The 16190-nt window shown below is 67.8% G+C and carries 18 protein-coding genes and 1 pseudogene; 12 read left to right on the forward strand and 7 right to left on the reverse strand.

Annotation, left to right across the window (positions count from 1 at the left end):
- Positions 1-65: 65 nt before the first annotated feature.
- The 3 genes from ACTWQH_RS20410 to ACTWQH_RS20420 all read right to left on the reverse strand — a co-directional run bounded on the left by ACTWQH_RS20410 (position 66) and on the right by ACTWQH_RS20420 (position 2811).
- Positions 66-869 (reverse strand): amino acid ABC transporter ATP-binding protein, encoded by an 804-nt coding sequence (locus ACTWQH_RS20410; protein WP_443288079.1) that lies wholly within the window; start codon positions 867-869, stop codon positions 66-68.
- Entirely contained in the window at positions 866-1582 is a 717-nt protein-coding gene (locus ACTWQH_RS20415) for an amino acid ABC transporter permease (protein WP_443288080.1), read from the reverse strand. The genes ACTWQH_RS20410 and ACTWQH_RS20415 overlap by 4 nt, the downstream gene beginning before the upstream one ends.
- 374 nt (positions 1583-1956) lie before the next feature.
- The gene (locus ACTWQH_RS20420) at positions 1957-2811 is read right to left on the reverse strand and encodes a substrate-binding periplasmic protein (RefSeq protein ID WP_443288081.1); all 855 of its coding nucleotides are present in this window, start codon (positions 2809-2811) and stop codon (positions 1957-1959) included.
- Positions 2812-3024: 213 nt separating this feature from the next.
- On the opposite strand from ACTWQH_RS20420, the gene ACTWQH_RS20425 reads away from it, so the two are divergent.
- The 3 genes from ACTWQH_RS20425 to ACTWQH_RS20435 are packed head-to-tail and all read left to right on the forward strand — an operon-like array spanning position 3025 to position 5310.
- Positions 3025-3804, forward strand: coding sequence for a LamB/YcsF family protein (locus ACTWQH_RS20425; protein ID WP_443288082.1), 780 nt, complete (start codon positions 3025-3027; stop codon positions 3802-3804).
- Complete coding sequence (locus tag ACTWQH_RS20430; RefSeq protein ID WP_443288083.1) at positions 3797-4444, forward strand: 5-oxoprolinase subunit B family protein; 648 nt, start codon at positions 3797-3799, stop codon at positions 4442-4444. The genes ACTWQH_RS20425 and ACTWQH_RS20430 overlap by 8 nt, the downstream gene beginning before the upstream one ends.
- Positions 4441-5310, forward strand: coding sequence for a biotin-dependent carboxyltransferase family protein (locus ACTWQH_RS20435; protein ID WP_443288084.1), 870 nt, complete (start codon positions 4441-4443; stop codon positions 5308-5310). Before ACTWQH_RS20430 ends, ACTWQH_RS20435 begins: the two co-directional genes overlap by 4 nt.
- Positions 5311-5444: 134 nt before the next feature.
- Here ACTWQH_RS20435 and ACTWQH_RS20440 read toward each other — a convergent pair whose 3' ends face one another.
- Together ACTWQH_RS20440 and ACTWQH_RS20445 are read right to left on the reverse strand one after the other, a co-directional pair.
- Positions 5445-5840 carry a RidA family protein gene (locus ACTWQH_RS20440; protein WP_443288085.1) on the reverse strand — a complete coding sequence of 132 codons (396 nt, stop codon included), beginning with the start codon at positions 5838-5840 and terminating at the stop codon, positions 5445-5447.
- A gap of 1 nt (position 5841) precedes the next feature.
- Positions 5842-6684 carry a MurR/RpiR family transcriptional regulator gene (locus ACTWQH_RS20445; protein ID WP_443288086.1) on the reverse strand — a complete coding sequence of 281 codons (843 nt, stop codon included), beginning with the start codon at positions 6682-6684 and terminating at the stop codon, positions 5842-5844.
- 89 nt (positions 6685-6773) lie between these two features.
- Here ACTWQH_RS20445 and ACTWQH_RS20450 point away from each other — a divergent pair, with 89 nt between their 5' ends.
- From ACTWQH_RS20450 to ACTWQH_RS20490, 9 genes and pseudogenes are all read left to right on the forward strand, one after another.
- Entirely contained in the window at positions 6774-7607 is an 834-nt protein-coding gene (locus ACTWQH_RS20450; RefSeq protein ID WP_443288087.1) for a glutamate racemase, read from the forward strand.
- Entirely contained in the window at positions 7552-8835 is a 1284-nt protein-coding gene (locus ACTWQH_RS20455; RefSeq protein ID WP_443288088.1) for an aminotransferase class I/II-fold pyridoxal phosphate-dependent enzyme, read from the forward strand. Before ACTWQH_RS20450 ends, ACTWQH_RS20455 begins: the two co-directional genes overlap by 56 nt.
- A 1-nt stretch (position 8836) precedes the next feature.
- Positions 8837-10021, forward strand: a complete 1185-nt coding sequence (locus ACTWQH_RS20460) for a M24 family metallopeptidase (protein ID WP_443288089.1) — start codon at positions 8837-8839, stop codon at positions 10019-10021.
- Positions 10018-11256 carry an amidohydrolase family protein gene (locus ACTWQH_RS20465; RefSeq protein WP_443288090.1) on the forward strand — a complete coding sequence of 413 codons (1239 nt, stop codon included), beginning with the start codon at positions 10018-10020 and terminating at the stop codon, positions 11254-11256. The genes ACTWQH_RS20460 and ACTWQH_RS20465 overlap by 4 nt, the downstream gene beginning before the upstream one ends.
- Positions 11250-12047 carry an SDR family NAD(P)-dependent oxidoreductase gene (locus ACTWQH_RS20470; RefSeq protein ID WP_443288092.1) on the forward strand — a complete coding sequence of 266 codons (798 nt, stop codon included), beginning with the start codon at positions 11250-11252 and terminating at the stop codon, positions 12045-12047. The genes ACTWQH_RS20465 and ACTWQH_RS20470 overlap by 7 nt, the downstream gene beginning before the upstream one ends.
- Positions 12048-12483: 436 nt before the next feature.
- Entirely contained in the window at positions 12484-12744 is a 261-nt protein-coding gene (locus ACTWQH_RS20475) for a hypothetical protein (RefSeq protein ID WP_443288093.1), read from the forward strand.
- A 61-nt stretch (positions 12745-12805) separates the two neighbouring features.
- A pseudogene (locus tag ACTWQH_RS20480) lies at positions 12806-12958 on the forward strand (IS630 family transposase); the annotation flags it as partial.
- A gap of 211 nt (positions 12959-13169) precedes the next feature.
- A complete protein-coding gene (locus ACTWQH_RS20485; RefSeq protein WP_443288094.1) occupies positions 13170-13433 on the forward strand; it encodes a hypothetical protein in 264 nt (87 codons plus the stop codon).
- Complete coding sequence (locus ACTWQH_RS20490; RefSeq protein ID WP_443288095.1) at positions 13393-13884, forward strand: type II toxin-antitoxin system VapC family toxin; 492 nt, start codon at positions 13393-13395, stop codon at positions 13882-13884. The genes ACTWQH_RS20485 and ACTWQH_RS20490 overlap by 41 nt, the downstream gene beginning before the upstream one ends.
- Before the next feature lie 156 nt (positions 13885-14040).
- On the opposite strand, the gene ACTWQH_RS20495 is transcribed toward ACTWQH_RS20490, so the two are convergent.
- Both ACTWQH_RS20495 and ACTWQH_RS20500 read right to left on the reverse strand, forming a co-directional pair.
- The gene (locus tag ACTWQH_RS20495; protein ID WP_443288096.1) at positions 14041-15381 is read right to left on the reverse strand and encodes a 7-cyano-7-deazaguanine synthase; all 1341 of its coding nucleotides are present in this window, start codon (positions 15379-15381) and stop codon (positions 14041-14043) included.
- Positions 15378-16157, reverse strand: coding sequence for a hypothetical protein (locus tag ACTWQH_RS20500; RefSeq protein WP_443288097.1), 780 nt, complete (start codon positions 16155-16157; stop codon positions 15378-15380). The genes ACTWQH_RS20495 and ACTWQH_RS20500 overlap by 4 nt, the downstream gene beginning before the upstream one ends.
- Positions 16158-16190 lie beyond the last annotated feature (33 nt).

Below are 16190 nucleotides of genomic sequence, written 5' to 3' on the forward strand. Positions count from 1 at the left end.
TCCGCGACAGCAGCTTCGCCTACCGACGTCAAACGGCCCATCAACGTTTGAAAGTCCCGAAAGGATCAGTCCTCCGCAGGGCTGATGACGGCGCGAAGGAACTGCTCGGTGCGGGCGTGGGACGGTTCGTTGAAGATCACCTCGGGGGTGCCTTGTTCGAGGATCCTCCCCTGGTCCATGACGATGACGCGGTCGGCTACCTTGGCGGCGAAGCGCATTTCATGGGTGACGATGATCATCGTCATGCCTGACTCGGCGAGGTCTCGCATCACCTTGAGGACTTCGCCCACGAGCTCGGGGTCCAGGGCGGAGGTCACCTCGTCGAAGAGCATGGCCTTGGGCTCCATCGCCAGGGCACGGGCGATCGCGACGCGCTGTTGCTGGCCGCCGGACAGCTCGTGGGGGCGGTTGTCCACTCGGTCCGCGAGGCCCATCCGGGTGAGGAGTCGCAGGGCACGCTGGCGTGCCTCGTCCTTCGGTATCTTCCGGACGCGAACCGGCGCCGTCATCACGTTCTCGAAGGCGGTGAGGTGGGGGAACAGGTTGAATCTCTGGAACACCATCCCGAGTTCGAGTCGGGCCAGTCGAACGGCCTTGGTGTTCATCCGATGCCGGCCGTTCGTCGCGTCCTGGATGATGGTCCCGTCGATTGTGATACGCCCGGAGTCGATGGTCTCCAGGGCGTTGATCGTCCGGATCAGCGTGGTCTTGCCCGACCCGCTGGGTCCGATGATGACGGCGACTTCACCTTCGGCGACGTCGAGGTCGACGCCACGGAGCACCGGAGTTTCGCCGAAGGTCCGGTGAATTCCTTCGATACGGATGAGGGGTCGGCTGGTGGCTTTGGTGAGCTGTTCGGTGGCGGTCACGTGAAAGGCTCCTTCTCCGCCTCGACAGGTGCGGGCACTGAGCGTTTCTTGCGGGGGTGCGGCCGGTTGAGGTCGAGACGGGTCTCGAGGCGACGAAGCAGCAGGCTCGTCGGGTAGCTGACCGCGAGATAGAGGAGGCCGATCGTGGCGTAGACCTCCATGTAGCGGAACGTCTCAGAACCGATCATCTGTCCGGTGAACATGAGCTCCGCCACGGACACGGTCGACGCGAGGGCGCTGTCCTTGAACAGGGAGACGGCGTAGTTGCCCGTTGGCGGCAGGGCTATTCGCATCGCCTGTGGCAGGATCACCGAGCGCATCATCGTCGGCCAGCCCATGGCCAGGGCCGCGCCGGCTTCCCACTGTCCCCGGTCGACTGAGCGGATAGATCCGCGGAATATCTCGCTCAGATACGCACTCGTATTGACGCCGAGACCGAGGATCGCCGCGGTGAGCGGGGAGAGCCGGATCCCCATCGAGGGCAGGGCGAAGTACACGTAGAACAGCTGAAGAATCAGGGGGGTACCGCGCAGGACCTCGACGTAGATCGTCGCCGGCACGTAGAGGTACCACCGCCGCCGGTTGAGCCTCATCATCGCGATGACGAGACCGAGCAGCATGGCGAGGATGAACGCGCCAATGGTGATCTCGACAGTGAACTTCATCCCGTCGAGCAGCCGCGGCAGCCACTCCTTGGTCATGTCCAGGGTCATGTCATCCCTTGAGTGAATTCGGTGGGTTGAGGGACGCGAAGCTCCCGCGTCCGCGAGGCCACTGACACCGAGGTTCCGCGAGACGGCCGCGAGAACGTCTGGCAGGTGCTCGTAGTCGAGGCCACCCGACTCAGGGGTCGCGGTCCCCCGGCACAATGGCGGCATCGCACAAGTCCAGATCGCCCCGGAGATAGAGGGCTAAATTCGGGCGTAGCTCGGCGAGGAACCGTTCCGGCCCGTCGCGGAGGTAGTCCTGCGCGATGTGCCGCGCGGTGGGCCGTCCGTGGGCTCGGCGGACAGGGTCCGGGCGCACGTCGAAACTCAGGAACCGCAGGTCCGCTTCGAGGTATGCGGGGTCCGCGGGCCTCACTGAGTCACGGCTCCAGCCAGGTGCCGGCCGGGCTCAGGCCCGCATTCTCAAAAATTCTCGCGACGGATCCGTCGGCCTTCATCTCTTCGAAGACCGCGCTGAAGTCGTCGACAAATGCGCTGTTCTGCAGGGTCACCGCGAGAGCGTTGTCGCTGTCCTGCTTGTTGGCTGGGGCATAGCCCGTCGAGAGTTCCATGTTGAGATTGGGGTTCTGTTCGATCGCCAGGACCGCGATCGAGGCGTCCGCGAGAACACCTTGGACACGGCCGGTCTGGATGTCCTGGAACGCCTCATAGATCGTGTTGTACACGTTCACCTCAATCTCCTGTCCGTCGGGACACGCCGCGCTCGCCTGATCCAGGCTGTCGACCCAGACGGTGCCCTTGTAGGTGGCGCCCGTGTGGCCGCACAGGTCAGCGAGGTCTTGGATGCCCAGCGGATTTCCCTTGGCCACGGCCAGGCCTTCGGTGTTGTAGAAAAGGACGTCCGTGAAGGCGACCTGCTCCTCGCGCTCCGGAGTGCGGTACATGGCGTCGCCCATGACCTGGATCCGACCGCTGGTGAGGGCCGGGATCAGGCTGTCGAAGGGCATCGGGATCGACTGGATCTCCGCGTCGATGCCCTTGTGCTCGAGGTACTCCCTGATGAGGTCCGGGATGATGCCCTCGGCCTGGCCGCTCGTCACCGACGACCATGGCGCGTCGTTGGACGTCCCGATGGTGACGACCCCACTCTCCTCGATCTCGGAGAGAAGGTCTCCCGTTCCCTGTCCTGATGTGCCTCCGCCTCCGCCTCCGCACGCCGCGAGTGCGAGCGCGGCGATGAGTGTGAGGCACAGGAGTGGCTTGCGACTTCGCATCGTATGGCTCCTGCTCTCAAGAACGTCTCGTTGTTTGGTCACCAGAGGTACGGGAGATCCTGCACCACTTGCCAACATGCCGCAAGAGTTCTTGCATTTCTGCCTTGTAAAACAGGGTGCAGTCGCCGATGCTTGCGTCATCAAGGGTGGTTGGTGCAAGACTGGGTGGCCGATCCCGCCCCGGCCACCGGCCCTGCCACACGAGGAGTTGCCATGAAGACGAAGCCAGGTGATCTGCGGATCTCGCTCAACAGCGACATTGGGGAGGGATTCGGTGTGTGGTCCGTGGCTGACGACCGTGCCCTGCTGGAGCTGGTCACGGACGCCAACGTCGCGTGCGGTTTCCACGCCGGTGACCCCGACATCCTCCTGCAGACCTGCCGCGACGCGGCCGAGCTTGGTGTGACGGTGGGCGCGCAGGTCGGGTACTTCGACCTGCGCGGCTTCGGCCGCCGCTTCATTGACGTCCCGCCCGCGAGCCTTTCGGCCGACGTGCTCTACCAGGTTGGTGCCCTGGACGCGATGGCTCGAGCATGTGACTTGTCGGTTACCTACCTCAAGGTCCACGGAGCGCTCTATCACGCATGTGTCCAGCGCCCGGACATGGCGCGCGCCATCGCGGACGGGCTCGGCATGTTTGGTCGCGAGATCCCTGTCGTGTGCCAGCCAGGCACCCCCTTCGCCGCGAGTCTCGCCGACGCCGGTTGCAGACTCCTTCGGGAGGGCTACATCGACCGGGCGTACCAACCGGACGGTCTGCTGGTTCCGCGTGGGCGGGACGGCGCGATGATCACGGATCCGGAGGCCGCGGCCCGCCGGGCCGTCCAGATCGCGACCACCAGGACCGTGACAGCGATCGACGGATCAACCCTCCCGCTCGAGGTGGACTCGGTCTGCATCCACTCGGACTCTCCCGGTGCGCTCGAGATCGCGCAGGCGGTGCGGGCGGCACTCGAAGACGAGGGCGTGACGCTGCGAGGCGTCCTTGCCTGATTCGCCCAAGCGCTGCGCGGACATCATCCTGCGGGTGCACCGGCTGGCGCGGACCGGCGCCCTCATCGACCTGGGGCGGCTCGAGCACGCAAAGATCGTTGCCGCGCAGGCCCGCCGGCTCGATGTCGACGGGAGGCTCTGGGAGGTCATTCCGGCGGCACGCACGGTGTATCTACAGTCCGCTCCCGAGCACCTCGACAAGATCCTGGCCCGGTTGGGTGACGCTCCAGCCGAGGCGGTGGTGCGGGAGGAGCGTCGTCTCATCGAGGTGCCTGTCCGCTATGACGGGCAGGACCTCGACTACGTCGCCGGGCAACTCCGCATGGATGCCGGCGGCTTCGTGCAGCGTCATTCGACGATGGAATACGAGGTGGCCTTCTTCGGGTTCGCGCCCGGACAGGCGTTCTTCGGGGAGCTCCCGGACGACTTGCGACTGCCGAGAAGAAGCGTTCCGCGCACGAGGGTGCCATCCGGGGCCCTGGCCATCGCGAACGAGTTCACCACCGTCTACCCCGAGCAGTCACCAGGCGGCTGGCATCTCATCGGGCATCGGGCCGGGCCACCGCTGTGGGATCCGCATGCGGATCCGCCCAACCGATTGCGCATCGGGGACAGGATCCGGTTCCGGGATGTCACATGATCCGTGTTCTTGCCAGTGGGCTACTCGCCACGACCCAGGATCTGGGCCGCTCGGGCTGGGGGCACTTGGGGGTGCCCCGGAGCGGCCCCGCGGACCCCTCCAGCCACCACCTGGCCAATCGACTCGTCGGGAACGCCATCCAGGCCGCGACCGTCGAGATCCTGCGCGGAGGTCTTACGGTCGAGTTTCTCGAGCCCGCACTCTTCGCCGTCGCGGGCGCTCCCGTTGGCGCCCGCGTCGACGGGGTCCCCGTCGCGTATGGTGCCACCGTATGGGCGCGGGCGGGAGCGGTCCTGTCGCTGGCGGTGCCTCCCTTCGGGCTGTGGAGCTACCTTGCCGTTCGGGGAGGCTTCGACGTCGAGCCCCAGCTCGGGAGCCGGTCGGTGGACACCCTGTCGGGTATCGGGCCGCCACCGCTGGCACAGGGCCAGGTCGTGCCGATCGGTGACCTCGTGGCCGGCTCTCCGGCCGCGGCGGATGGGCTGATCGGGCTGAGCGATCGCCGGGACGTCGAGCTGCGCGTCTCGCCCGGGCCGAGACACGAATGGTTCACCCGCCAGGCACGGGAGCTACTCGTCACGACGGAGTGGACGTTGAGTGCCGACACGAACCGAATCGCGGCTCGGTTGACCGGGCCTGAGCTGGCCTTCGTCGAGCCACGCCAGCTCCCGACGGAGGGGCTGCAGATCGGCTCGATCCAAGTGCCCCCCTCGGGACAGCCCATCGTCCACCTGGCCAATCACCCACCCACGGGTGGCTATCCCGTTATCGCGGTCGTCGATGAGCCGGATCTGCCGATGCTCGCGCAGAGTCTGCCGGGGACCGTCGTGCGCTTCGCCAGGGGAGCGCCGGGCCGGCGTGCCTGACGGGCGACACCGCACGGCAGGGCCCGGAATGTCCCCGGCCAGCCGCGTCTAACGAGTGGTCACGCATGACCCCGGACCTCACAAACGGGGACGTGATCGGTCCGCCACCGGGGAGGCATTCCTTTTCCGTCGACTCACGCACAACGGCACGGAAGGACGGCGGTGACCTCTATGGAGAATCCGGGCAGGTTGGACTGGACCATCGCTCGTGCCGGGGCGGCCGCGCCGACGAACTCGCCCCAGATCGAGTCGACGATCCCTCGCTGTTCGACGTCGGTGAGATACACCGTGCAGAAGGCCGCCTCGGCGAGTGAGGAGCCTGCCGCCCGGGCGATGGCTTCGACGTTGGCGAGCGTTTGGCGGGCCTGGGACTCGAACGGGGCGCTGTTGAGCCGGGTGCCGTCCGGCAGGCGTGGCGTCTGCCCGGCGACGTGGACCAGACCGCCGGTGCAGACAGCTTGGGAGTACGTGCCGGCCGGGGGCGGCGCGTCGGCGGTCGTGATGATGCGGCGGTCGGTGTGCGTACCCATGTCAGGGGTTCCTTTGCCGTTGGAACCGGTCGTACAGTCTGCGCTCCAGTCCCCGGTCCCGCTTCGCGGAGAGCTCGAGCAGGCGCAGGACCAAGGCGTTCGCGACGGCGGAGGGAGCCACTGCGGAGTTGAAGAAGGTCTGGGTCTCATACCGGGTCATCAATGTCCGCACGAGCGGATCGATCGGGACCGGGGCAAGGGCGCTGTCGGTGACGACGACCGAGTCGGCGCCGGCTACGGTGGCCCGCTCGACGGCCTGGAGTGAACGATCGTCGTAGACGGGGAAGGTGAACGCGAGTACCGCGTCGTCGGGCCCTATGAGGTCGATGTCGTCGAGAACGGTTCCTCCGACCGCCCCGATGAGCCTGGTGTTCATGAAGTGCCGGAGGTGGAACTCCACGGTGTACGCGAGACCGAAGGATGATCGGAAGCCGACGACATGGAGCAGCCTGGCGCCGTGGAGTGCCTCAGCGCACTCGTCAAGCGTCTCGTAGTCGAACGACTCGACGCTCTGGGTCAACGCGTCCAGATCGTCGCGGAGCGAGCCGTGGACCCGCCCATCACGCGGAGACACGGTGCCGGCGACTTGGGTGGCGGCGCGTTGCTCGGCGGCACGGCGGATGGCCGCCTGCATCTCCGGGAAGCCCTTGTAACCCATCCGGATGGCGAAGCGGACAACGGTCGACTCGCTGACGCCGAGCTTTTCCGCGATCCGCAGCGCGGTGAGCTGCGAAGCCTCGCGTGGCTGGGCGATGCAGTACCGCGCGATCTTGCGCTGACTCGCGCTGAGCATGTTTTCCTTGCGGCGCACTCGCTCAGGCAGGGTCTCGTCATCGGGCCGCATGACACCGTCCAGACTCCGAGGCCAGGGTAGGAAGACCGTCAGAATCGCGCCCTTGCATCATTCCATGTGATGGTGCAGGATCTTGTGGCATGACCGCAGAGTATACACCAGCCGAGGGATCCTTTCGGGGACGGGCGGTCGGCGTGTTCGATGCGGGGATCGGCGGGCTTCCCATCGCGCGCGCCGTTGCCAGTTGCCTGCCCGGTGTAGCAATCAGCTACCTGGCCGATTCCGGCCGCCGTCCGTACGGACCCCAGCCGGGAGCAACAGTGGCGAGATATGTCCGCCAGGCCGAGAGGTTCTTCGCCGGCCAAGGTGTCGACGTGTGGGTCATCGCGTGCAACACGGCGAGCGTGGTGGCCCCCGCCACCGACGAGCGTCTGGTGCCATGCGTCGACATGGTTGAGGCCGTCGGTCGCGTCCTTCCCCCTACGACGGCCGGGCGGGTGGCCCTGCTCGGCACGACGGGCACGATCGTGAGCGGAGTGATCCCACGCGGCTACCCCGATCACGACTGGGTGCCCATCCCCACGGAGGCGCTGCTTCGTCACGCCGAGCAGGGTGACGCGAGCGCACCCGCCGTGCCCGGCCTGCTCCTGCGGCTGCGAGACGAGCTTGACGAAAGCGGGGCGAAGCATGCCGTCCTGGCGTGCACCGATTACACATGCATCCTGCCGGCCATGGTCGACGCGTTGCCGGGAATCGCACTCCTTGACCCTCTGGATGGGGCGGTGCGGGCCGTGCGCGACATCATCCGACCGACCGCAACCGATGCGATGACGACAGCCGCCCCGGCGTCACGGGGGCACGAACTCGCGGTCACCGGTCACCATCCCGTCGACATCCCCGCGCTCGCTCGGGAGACGTATGGGCTCGAATTCACCACCACCGTCACCATCAATCTGGATCGCACAGAGAGCTGAGTCCCATAACGTGATCTACAAGCCTGCCGATCGCATCCTCCGCCTCGAAGGTGGCCACCTCCGGGCCACGCACGGCAAGAGCCTCAGGGAGCTCGAGCGCGAGCTCGAAAGCCAGCCCGCCGGACCTGACTTCCTCGACATCACCTACGCGGACACGCACCGGTTTCCCCCCGCCGACTGGGCGCTCGATGAGTTCTCGAAGGCGGCATCCGGCTCCGGGATGACGTACACGCCCTACCGAGGGGACGCCGGAGTGCGATCCGCGGTGGCGGGCAATGTCAGCGGCCTGCTGGGGCTCGACGTCGATCCGGATCGCGAGGTCATCCTGACCCCGGGCACCCAGGCAGGGCTCTATTCCGCGCTCGCCGCGATGCTCAACCCCGGCGACGCGGTCGTCGTTCCCGACCCCGACTACATCACGAGCGACCGATCCGTCCGGTACTTCGGTGCGGAGGTGCTTTCCGTCCCCCTCATCTGGGAGGCGGGGCAGGCGCCGAGGCTCGATCTCGACGTGCTTCGGGCCCAGTTGGCCAAACGGCCGAAGCTCGTCATGTTCTCCCACCCCAACAACCCCACGGGTGCGGTGTTCTCGCCGGAGCACGTCAAGGAGATCGCGCAGGTGATCCTGGACTCCGACGCGCTCGTCCTCGTCGACCAGCTCTACTGCCGTCTCGTCTACGACCGGGCGCCGTTCGCCCATCTCGCGGCCGTGCCCGGGATGCGGGAACGGACCCTGACGACTCTCGGCCCGAGCAAGACGGAGTCGCTCAGCGGGTACCGGGTCGGCGTCGCGGCCGGTCCAGCGGACCTCGTTACCCGGATGGAGGATGTCATGGGCATCGCCTCACTACGGGCTCCCGCATACGCCCAGCACATCCTGGCCAGATGGATCAAGGACGACGAGAACTACGTACAGCAGCGGATCGGCGAGTACCAGGCGCTACGCGACCAGAGCATGTCGGCTCTCCTCGACATGCCCGGGATCGACGTGCGGCGTTCCGGCGGGTCGGCCTACCTGTTCCCCTCGTTCTCCGGCCTGCGTGCGAGCGACCAGGACGTTGCCTTGGCGCTCAAGCGCGAGGCCGGACTCGTGGTGAACCCGGGATACCAGTTCGGCGCCCAAGGAGCCCGGCACTTCCGGATCTGCTTCGCCCAGGAGGAGCAGGTCTGGGCGGCGGCCCTGGTGCGGATGCGGGCAGTGCTCGAGTCCTTCCCCACGGCGGGCTGACGTGCCCCGCTTCTTCAGCGATGCCGAGTACGAGCGGCGTTGGACAGCCGTTGCGAACGAGGTCGTGCGGCGCCGGCTCGACACCGTGGTGATCTGGGGCCGAGCCGGTGGCCAGTTCGAGCACTGCGGCGACATTCTCTACCTGTCCAACCACTTCGCGATCAGCGCGGGGGCGGACTCCGCCATCTGGAACGCGCGATCCTTCGCAGCGCTCATCGTGCGCCCCGGCCACGAACCGGAGCTGCACATCGATGAGCCCGACCCACGCATGGACCGCCTCGCGGTGCGGGACGTCCGGTGGAGCTCGGACCCCGTCAGGGCCGTGGGCGAGCGGCTCCGCGAGCTGGGCATCTCCGGTCGGGTGGGTTTCGTCGGGACGAACTTTTTGCCGGTCAAGTACTACCAGCAGCTGTCCGAGCTGTGCCCGCGGATCGACTGGCGCCCCGAGGACGACCTCGTCAAGACGGTCCGGAAGATCAAGAGTGCGGCGGAGCTTGACTGTTACCGGCACGCCGGTCAGACGGTATCGCTGGCCCTGACCCGGCTGATGTCCGGGCTCATCGCCGGCGAGAAGGAGGCCGTCGCTGCTGGCGCCGCCTCCCAGATCGTCGTCGAACGAGGAGGCCGGATCCAGCTCATGGGTACCACCCATGGGGAGCACATCGGCTACCAGTGCACCGAACCGCTGACCGGATACAGCCAGTTGGCTCCGCGGCCGGGTGACCTCGTGGCGGGGATGATCCACGGCCCCATGTATCAGGGCTACTACCTGGACCCGGCCCGCGAGTGGGTGTGCGGCGGCGCGCCGTCCGGGGGGCAGCGCGGCCTGATCGAGGCCACGGTCGAGATCGTCGAGGAGCTCCGCGGCATGATCAGGCCGGGCGTCCGCCTCCTTGACGTCGCTCGACGCGGCGACGAACTGACGGCGCGCTACGGGGGGGACGCCTCGCCGACCTCGAAGTTCTTCCCCTTCTACGGGCACGGCGTCGGACTCTTCTTCGAGACCCCTCGGATCGGGAGCGCCCTGTCCGCGCCCGACGACGTCTTCGAGGAGGGCATGGTCCTCGGGGTCGAGGCGTTTCTCGCCAGGGACGGCGTCGGCAGCTGCCTCATCGAGGACAACGTCATCGTGCGTGCGCACGGGGTCGAGTTGCTCACGACGACCCCGTGGAGGTGGGACGCATGAGCGGCTCGATGCGACCAGCCGGCGGCGCGGAAACGGGTCCGTTCGCACTGGCGGTCGCCCGGGTCCACGACGGCCTGGGCTTCCTCCCGGATGACGACTGCATCGTCGTTGTCGCCGAGGGCACAATCGTCGATCTCGGCCCCAGGGCCCGGCTGCTCGGCAGGTACGCCGCGCTCCCGATCGTCGAGCACTCCGGTGCCGTGTTGACGCCGGGATGGATCGACACCCATGTCCACTCGACGATGCCGGGGGATGGGCGGCCCATCGAAGAAGTGGCTCCAGCCCCCTTCGAAACGAGGATCGCCGTCGCGACAGCGAACCTGCGGGCGCACCTGGCCGGTGGTGTGACGACCGTCCGTGACCTGGGCTCCCATCTGGACTACCTGACATGGTCTCCGGGGCCGGGCCCCATGCCGCGGGTACTCCGCTTCGGAATGCCGATCACCGCCGAGCACGGGCACATGCACCTCTTCGGTGGGGTACTCAGCGCGGCACGCACCGTCACCGATGTCGCACGAGCGAACCTGGCGGCCGGGGCAGATGGGCTCAAGCTCGTCGCCAGCGGCGGCGGGACGTTCGGGACGGTTCCGCACGAGACGACCCTCGTGAGCGATCAGGTCGCCGAAGCGGTCCGGCTCGCTCATGCCCGCGGCAAGCGGGTCACGGTTCACGCCCTGACCAACGGCGGGATCCTGGCGGCGGCCGCGGCAGGGGCGGACGGTGTCGAGCATCTGGGATTCCTCGCGGCGGACGGGCTCAGCCGCGTCCAACAGGAGGCGCTCGAGGCCGCCGTCGCGGCCGGGATCGTCTTCGGCAGCACTCTCGGCTGCAACGAGGCGTACCTGCACCTGTCAGGCTCGCGGGGCACCGTGGAGTATGACGAGCAGTCCGTCCGGACCGAGTACTACAGCAGGAACGCGGAACGGCTGCTCGGTGCCGGTGGGCGGATAGCCGTCGGGACCGATGCCGGGTGGAAGCACACGCCCTTCGGGGCCTATGCACGCGAGCTCCAGTTGCTCGCCGGAGCCGGCGTGCCCGCCGAGAGGCTCCTCCATCTGGCGACAGGCGGTAACGCGGACGCGCTCGGCGTGCCCGGGCTCACCGGGATGATCCGGCCCGGCCACCCCGCCGACCTGGTGGTCATCGACGGAGTTGACTTCGCGGCGCGCGCGCCCAAGGTCCTGGAGGTGGTCGTCGCCGGCAAGCGGCTCGTTTCGCCGGGGACCCCATGGTGACCGGCGCAGGGCGCGCGCCCCAGCGCAGTGGCGTACGGCATGTCCTTGTGACGGGTGCCTCCCGCGGCATCGGCCGCGCGGTGGCTGTGAGGTTCGCGGAGGCCGGTCACCGGATCGCCGTCCACTATCTGGCGCGGACGGCGGATGCCCGGCGCACCCTGCGACTCCTGCCCGGTGAGGGACATACGTTGATCCAGGGAGACCTGTCCTCCCCCGAGGAGTGCCGAACGGTCGTAGAGGAATCCGAGCGGGCGCTCGGCGGCCTCGAAGTCGTCGTCAACAACGCGGCGATCGCGACGTCTCCCGCGCTTAGGCATCCTGTCGTCGGGACGGACTTCGCGACCTGGACCGACACGTGGGCACAGTTCACGAACATCAACCTCCTCGGGGCAGCCCACGTCTCATGGGCCGCGGCCCAGTCCATGGTCGCCTCGGGTGTCCCGGGCCGGATCGTCAACATCGGCTCGCGGGGCGCCTTCCGAGGCGAGCTGGAGCATCCCGCGTACGCGGTGACCAAGGCGGCCTTGCACGCTCTCGGTCAGTCCCTCGCGATCGCATTGGCCCCGCATGGGATCGCGGTGACAAGCATCGCCCCCGGTTTCACCGCCACGGAGCGCGTTACGGAGCGGTTCGGCAGCGAGATCCCTGCTGGGATCACCGCCGGCAGCCCGTTCGGGCGCATCGCGACCCCTGACGAGATCGCCGCCGCAGTGTTGTATCTCGCGTCGCCCGAGGCCGAGTGGGCATCAGGTGCGATCCTCGACTTCAACGGTGCTTCGCACCTGCGCTAGGTCCCGATCATTCGGATCTTCTTCGAGAAGCCAACGCCTGAACGGGTTGGCTGCGGGCATGGGTGAAGCTCCTGGTAGATGGGTTGTCGGCCAAGATCAACCTGTCCGCCCGGAGCTTCACGTGTGCAGTACGACCCGCATCACCGACCTGGTCAAAGCCCTGCTCACCCTCCACTTGAGGTCTGCACCTGAGGTTGGAAAGGGCTCACTGATGGCGCCTGCGGACCTACCCAGAGGTGATGGGTGGGCGGATCAGGGTCGACGACGATGTTGGTGGGCCAGGTCCGGCCGCAGCCCGGTTATACGCGCGCGGGTCTGTCGTGCACCGCTCCGTCCAGACCCCCGAACGGAGTAGTGAGGACACAGCTGCGCGTGCCGGACGCTTGCACAGCCCGCATGCTGGGGCTCACGGATTCCACGAGTAAGGAGGTCTGAGATGGCAGCCCAGGCTGTGCGAGAAGAGACTCCCTGCGCCATGATGCGCCGCCAAGCGAAGGGTTCCCGCCGCGAGATTAAGCGTCTCAGGAGCAATATCTTCAGTCTCGAAGACGATATCGCTCAGCTCAAACGGCAGCCCAACCCGGACCAGAAGGCGATTGCGGCCCTTGAGCAGAGGTTGGCGAGTCTGAAGGTGCAGCTTGAGCAGGACGAGTTGTCTCTCGACACCCTAGAGCAGGTGATCAGCGAGAACTGCTGATCGGAACGAAGGTCATCCAGACGCCGTCGGGAGGGGCATCGAGCATCCTCCACGGCTGAAACGCTTCCCGGACCGGATCTTCGCCTTCGACGAGTTCGGACCGCTGGGGATCCGGCCCACCGCAGGCTCCTGCTGGGCCGAACAGAGTAAGCCCAACCGGGTGCCAGCGACTTACCGCTGCACCCACGGCGTGAGGTACTTCCACGGCTGCTGGGGCGGACGCCCAGTCACCGCCGTGGCGCTGATGTGCGGCACCACGCCGTCTTCACCCGCTGAACATCAGCCTGACATGGGCAGCGTGCCAGCAGTCAGGAAGAACGTGGCGGTGCCTCACCCGCGCTAATTCGCGGCCAACCTGTGGCCAGGATCGGGCCGGTTGTCGATGGAGCAGGCGTCCATTCGCCATACCCTGATATGGATCGTGCATGGCAAGCAAGAAGGTGGCTATCACGCTCGACGAGTCACTCGTCGAGGCCATGGCCGCCGCCGCTCGACTGGGGGTGCCGCTCTCCCACGTCATCGCGAGCGCCGCCGAGCGTGAGCTGCGGTTGCGCGCCGGACGCGCCGCCATCCAGGAGTGGCAGGCCGAACACGGCGCCTTCACCCCCGAAGAACTGGCCGCCGCCCGCGCGGAGATGGCCGCCACCGATGCCGAACACCTGGTTGGCGCGGGAGCCATCGCCGCGTGAGTTCCCTTATCTATACGACCCCGGCGCGCTGATCGCCATCGACAACAACGACCGGCGCATGTGGGCACGGCACCACCTCGCCCTCGACGAGGGCCGCGACATCTACATCGCTGCCGTCGTCGTCAGCCAGGCATGGAGAAACGCCCCCCGCCAAGTCAGGCTAGGCAAGCTCCTGGCTAGCTGCCGCAGCGAGTCCGTCGGGTTTGAAGTTGCCAAGGCGGCGGGCGTGTTGTGCGGCAAGGCTAAGAGAGCGGACGTTGTGGACGCCACCGCTGTCGTCATGGCCGCCATCCACGGCGCGATCGTCTGGACCTCCGACCCCGACGACATCCACGCTCTCGCCGAACCCAGGACACAAACCCTCCCTCGTCGTCCGCACTGTCTGACTCTCGCGCCTGCGGGCTGCCCCGTTGAGGGTTCCTTAGCGGGGTGCCTTGCTCGGGCATCGTGAAGATGCGTGGTGAAGACCGAGTATGGCTACCAGGACATGTGCCCCCCGCACTGCGGCTGGCTGAGGAAGGGGGGCGCGGCCTGCTCTTGGTCGAGACGGTGGCCGACGTGCTGGTCTTTTCCGCTGCCCGGTCGGCAAGGACTGTGGGGGTCGCCGTCAGGATGGCTCCTGCGTCAGCATTTCCAGGTTTCGCAGCTCCCGTCGACCGCGGGCGATGACGTCGAGCGCCACCGCCAGGTCGGATCCCAGGGGCAGGGGGAAGTCGGCCAGCAAGTCGGGAAGGGTGAATGAGGAGTGCAGCCAACGCCGCAGTGCACGCCAGTCCTCGGTGCGGTGCTCGGGTTCACCCTCGGAGCGTGGGTCCGCGAGGTATGGCGTGTGATCGTGCCCGTTCGCGTGCACCAGGCCGGAGCGGCGTACCAGGCAGGGGAAGCAGTAGCCGCAGTTGTTCGGGCGCGGCCCTTTGCGGGCCCAGCGCTTGGGTGGCCTGCCACAGCTCAGCGTGGACTCCAAGTCGGCCTGGCTCAAGCCGGCGGTGCGGGCGGTCCGGCACACCTCGCCCTTCGTCAGATGGGCGAGCGGATTGTCTACGCGCACGACGGCTTCGCCGCCGCTGATCTCGTCCATCAGGGTGTTGAGGTGGTGCAGGGTCCATGGGTGCACAGAGCGGGTAGAGCAGGAGGCCAGCCGGGCCGCCGTCAGGGGTGGGTTGAGGGCGAGCTGGCCGTTCTCCGGCAGATGGACCGTGCCGACGCGGTGGGCTGCCGCGGCGCGGATGGCGCACGACGCGTACAGCAGGCCGCGGCTACGCGAGGACTGCTCCAGCTCTCTCGGCGCGTCTTTGCCCGCCGGAGTCAGGCTCAACAGCAGGTGGGTGACGTGCCGCCTAGTGGTGAGGCGACGGACGGCGGCGAACGCCTGCCGCTGGACGTCCCTGAGCTTGATCTCGCGGAAGGTGACGAGGAGGAGGGGGCGCCGGTCGCCGGCACGGGCGCGGGTGGCGGCCCAGCCCAGCGAGTCCAGTCCTCCGGAGAACAGGGCGACCTCCGAGGCGAAGTCCGTTGGGTCGGCGAGCGGCATCGCCTCCTGCACCGGCCGTCGGCGCAAGGGACGGAAGACCAGGTCCCATCTGTCTGCGGTGAGCGTTTCGAGCACACCGGTCAGGTGCCTCAACGCGGCGGGGGCACGCCAGCGGTCGGGGTCCGCGACAGGAACGGACAGGTTGATATGACGGGTCCAGCCGTCCGGGGCTGTGGAGCGTTTCACGTCCTTGTCGGCGAGGAACACGGCGCGCGCCACGCGGAAGAAGTCCTCGGCCCATTGGGGAACGGGCCCGGGGAGCTGGAAGCGCCCTGTGACGCGATGTTCCCGCTCCCGATAGGCGTTCTCGCTGAGGATCGTCCACGCGGTACGGGCGGTGCGGCCTGTCGGCAGGTCGGTGGGGTCGCTGCTCCACCAGACGGGGTGCCAGATCAGGGAGCGGTTGAGGTGGTTCATGCCGCCTCGGCCTCCTCCACCGTGTCGCTCGCTTCCTCGGGAGGATCGTCGGCGAGGAGCCCGAGCGCCCGGTCCACGGAGCGCGGCACCAGGCGGCGGGCGGTCGGGACCACGGAGCGCATCCCCACCGGGGAGTCTTCGATCGCCTCCTCGCAGGGGTCCGGGAGGAGCCTCAGCACATGCTCGCCCGCGTAGTCGGCGATGCGGCCTTCGGCGCCGGCGGCCTCCACGACAGGCACGGACGAGGAGATCTGCTCGGCGACAACGGCCCGCAGGAACTCTCCGACGATGTCTGCGAAGAAGAGGCGGTAGAGGATGCAGAGCAGGTCGGAGGCGAGACCGCGGGCGTCCAGGGACACGCCGGGGTCACGCGTACCAGCGCCCAGGGCGTCGCGTAAGTCCGGGTGGAGGTCAAGGACACGGCTGCCGGCCGTCACTGCGGCCCGCCGCAGCACGGCATCGGTGAGGGTGCATCCCTGACCGCCGACCTCGGTGGCAAGGTGGGTGAGGAACGCCGACGGGGAGACCAGGGCGGTGTGCTCGAACGTATCCATGGCATCGACGAGGCGTCCACCGGCCGCGTTGGCCGCCTCGCGGAGGTTGAACGCCGCGACGTCCTCTCCCACAGTGCCGTGCAGCGCGCGCACGTACAGCTCGCTGATCTCAGCCAGCCGCCGCTCGGCATGCCGCTGGTCCGGCCGCCAGCGCGACAGGCTGCTCCCCGCCGCGCGCCACAAGTGGCCCCTCGGGCCATCCCACGGCTTCGACGTCCCCATCCGCGCGCCCCTTAGCTCCGGCCCGTTGTCCGG

This window comes from Streptomyces sp. 6N223, from assembly GCF_052246635.1.
Taxonomy (GTDB): Bacteria; Actinomycetota; Actinomycetes; order Streptomycetales; family Streptomycetaceae; genus Streptomyces.

Coding starts and splice junctions, on each gene's coding strand:
- ACTWQH_RS20490 (WP_443288095.1), top strand. CDS start 13,393: ATGCCGAACACCTGGTTGGCGCGGGAGCCATCGCCGCGTGAGTTCCCT.
- ACTWQH_RS20445 (WP_443288086.1), bottom strand. CDS start 6,684: ATGCGGCCCGATGACGAGACCCTGCCTGAGCGAGTGCGCCGCAAGGAA.
- ACTWQH_RS20495 (WP_443288096.1), bottom strand. CDS start 15,381: ATGAACCACCTCAACCGCTCCCTGATCTGGCACCCCGTCTGGTGGAGC.
- ACTWQH_RS20465 (WP_443288090.1), top strand. CDS start 10,018: ATGAGCGGCTCGATGCGACCAGCCGGCGGCGCGGAAACGGGTCCGTTC.
- ACTWQH_RS20425 (WP_443288082.1), top strand. CDS start 3,025: ATGAAGACGAAGCCAGGTGATCTGCGGATCTCGCTCAACAGCGACATT.
- ACTWQH_RS20475 (WP_443288093.1), top strand. CDS start 12,484: ATGGCAGCCCAGGCTGTGCGAGAAGAGACTCCCTGCGCCATGATGCGC.
- ACTWQH_RS20420 (WP_443288081.1), bottom strand. CDS start 2,811: ATGCGAAGTCGCAAGCCACTCCTGTGCCTCACACTCATCGCCGCGCTC.
- ACTWQH_RS20455 (WP_443288088.1), top strand. CDS start 7,552: ATGGGCTCGAATTCACCACCACCGTCACCATCAATCTGGATCGCACAG.
- ACTWQH_RS20500 (WP_443288097.1), bottom strand. CDS start 16,157: ATGGGGACGTCGAAGCCGTGGGATGGCCCGAGGGGCCACTTGTGGCGC.
- ACTWQH_RS20415 (WP_443288080.1), bottom strand. CDS start 1,582: ATGACCCTGGACATGACCAAGGAGTGGCTGCCGCGGCTGCTCGACGGG.
- ACTWQH_RS20450 (WP_443288087.1), top strand. CDS start 6,774: ATGACCGCAGAGTATACACCAGCCGAGGGATCCTTTCGGGGACGGGCG.
- ACTWQH_RS20485 (WP_443288094.1), top strand. CDS start 13,170: ATGGCAAGCAAGAAGGTGGCTATCACGCTCGACGAGTCACTCGTCGAG.
- ACTWQH_RS20435 (WP_443288084.1), top strand. CDS start 4,441: ATGATCCGTGTTCTTGCCAGTGGGCTACTCGCCACGACCCAGGATCTG.
- ACTWQH_RS20470 (WP_443288092.1), top strand. CDS start 11,250: ATGGTGACCGGCGCAGGGCGCGCGCCCCAGCGCAGTGGCGTACGGCAT.
- ACTWQH_RS20440 (WP_443288085.1), bottom strand. CDS start 5,840: ATGGGTACGCACACCGACCGCCGCATCATCACGACCGCCGACGCGCCG.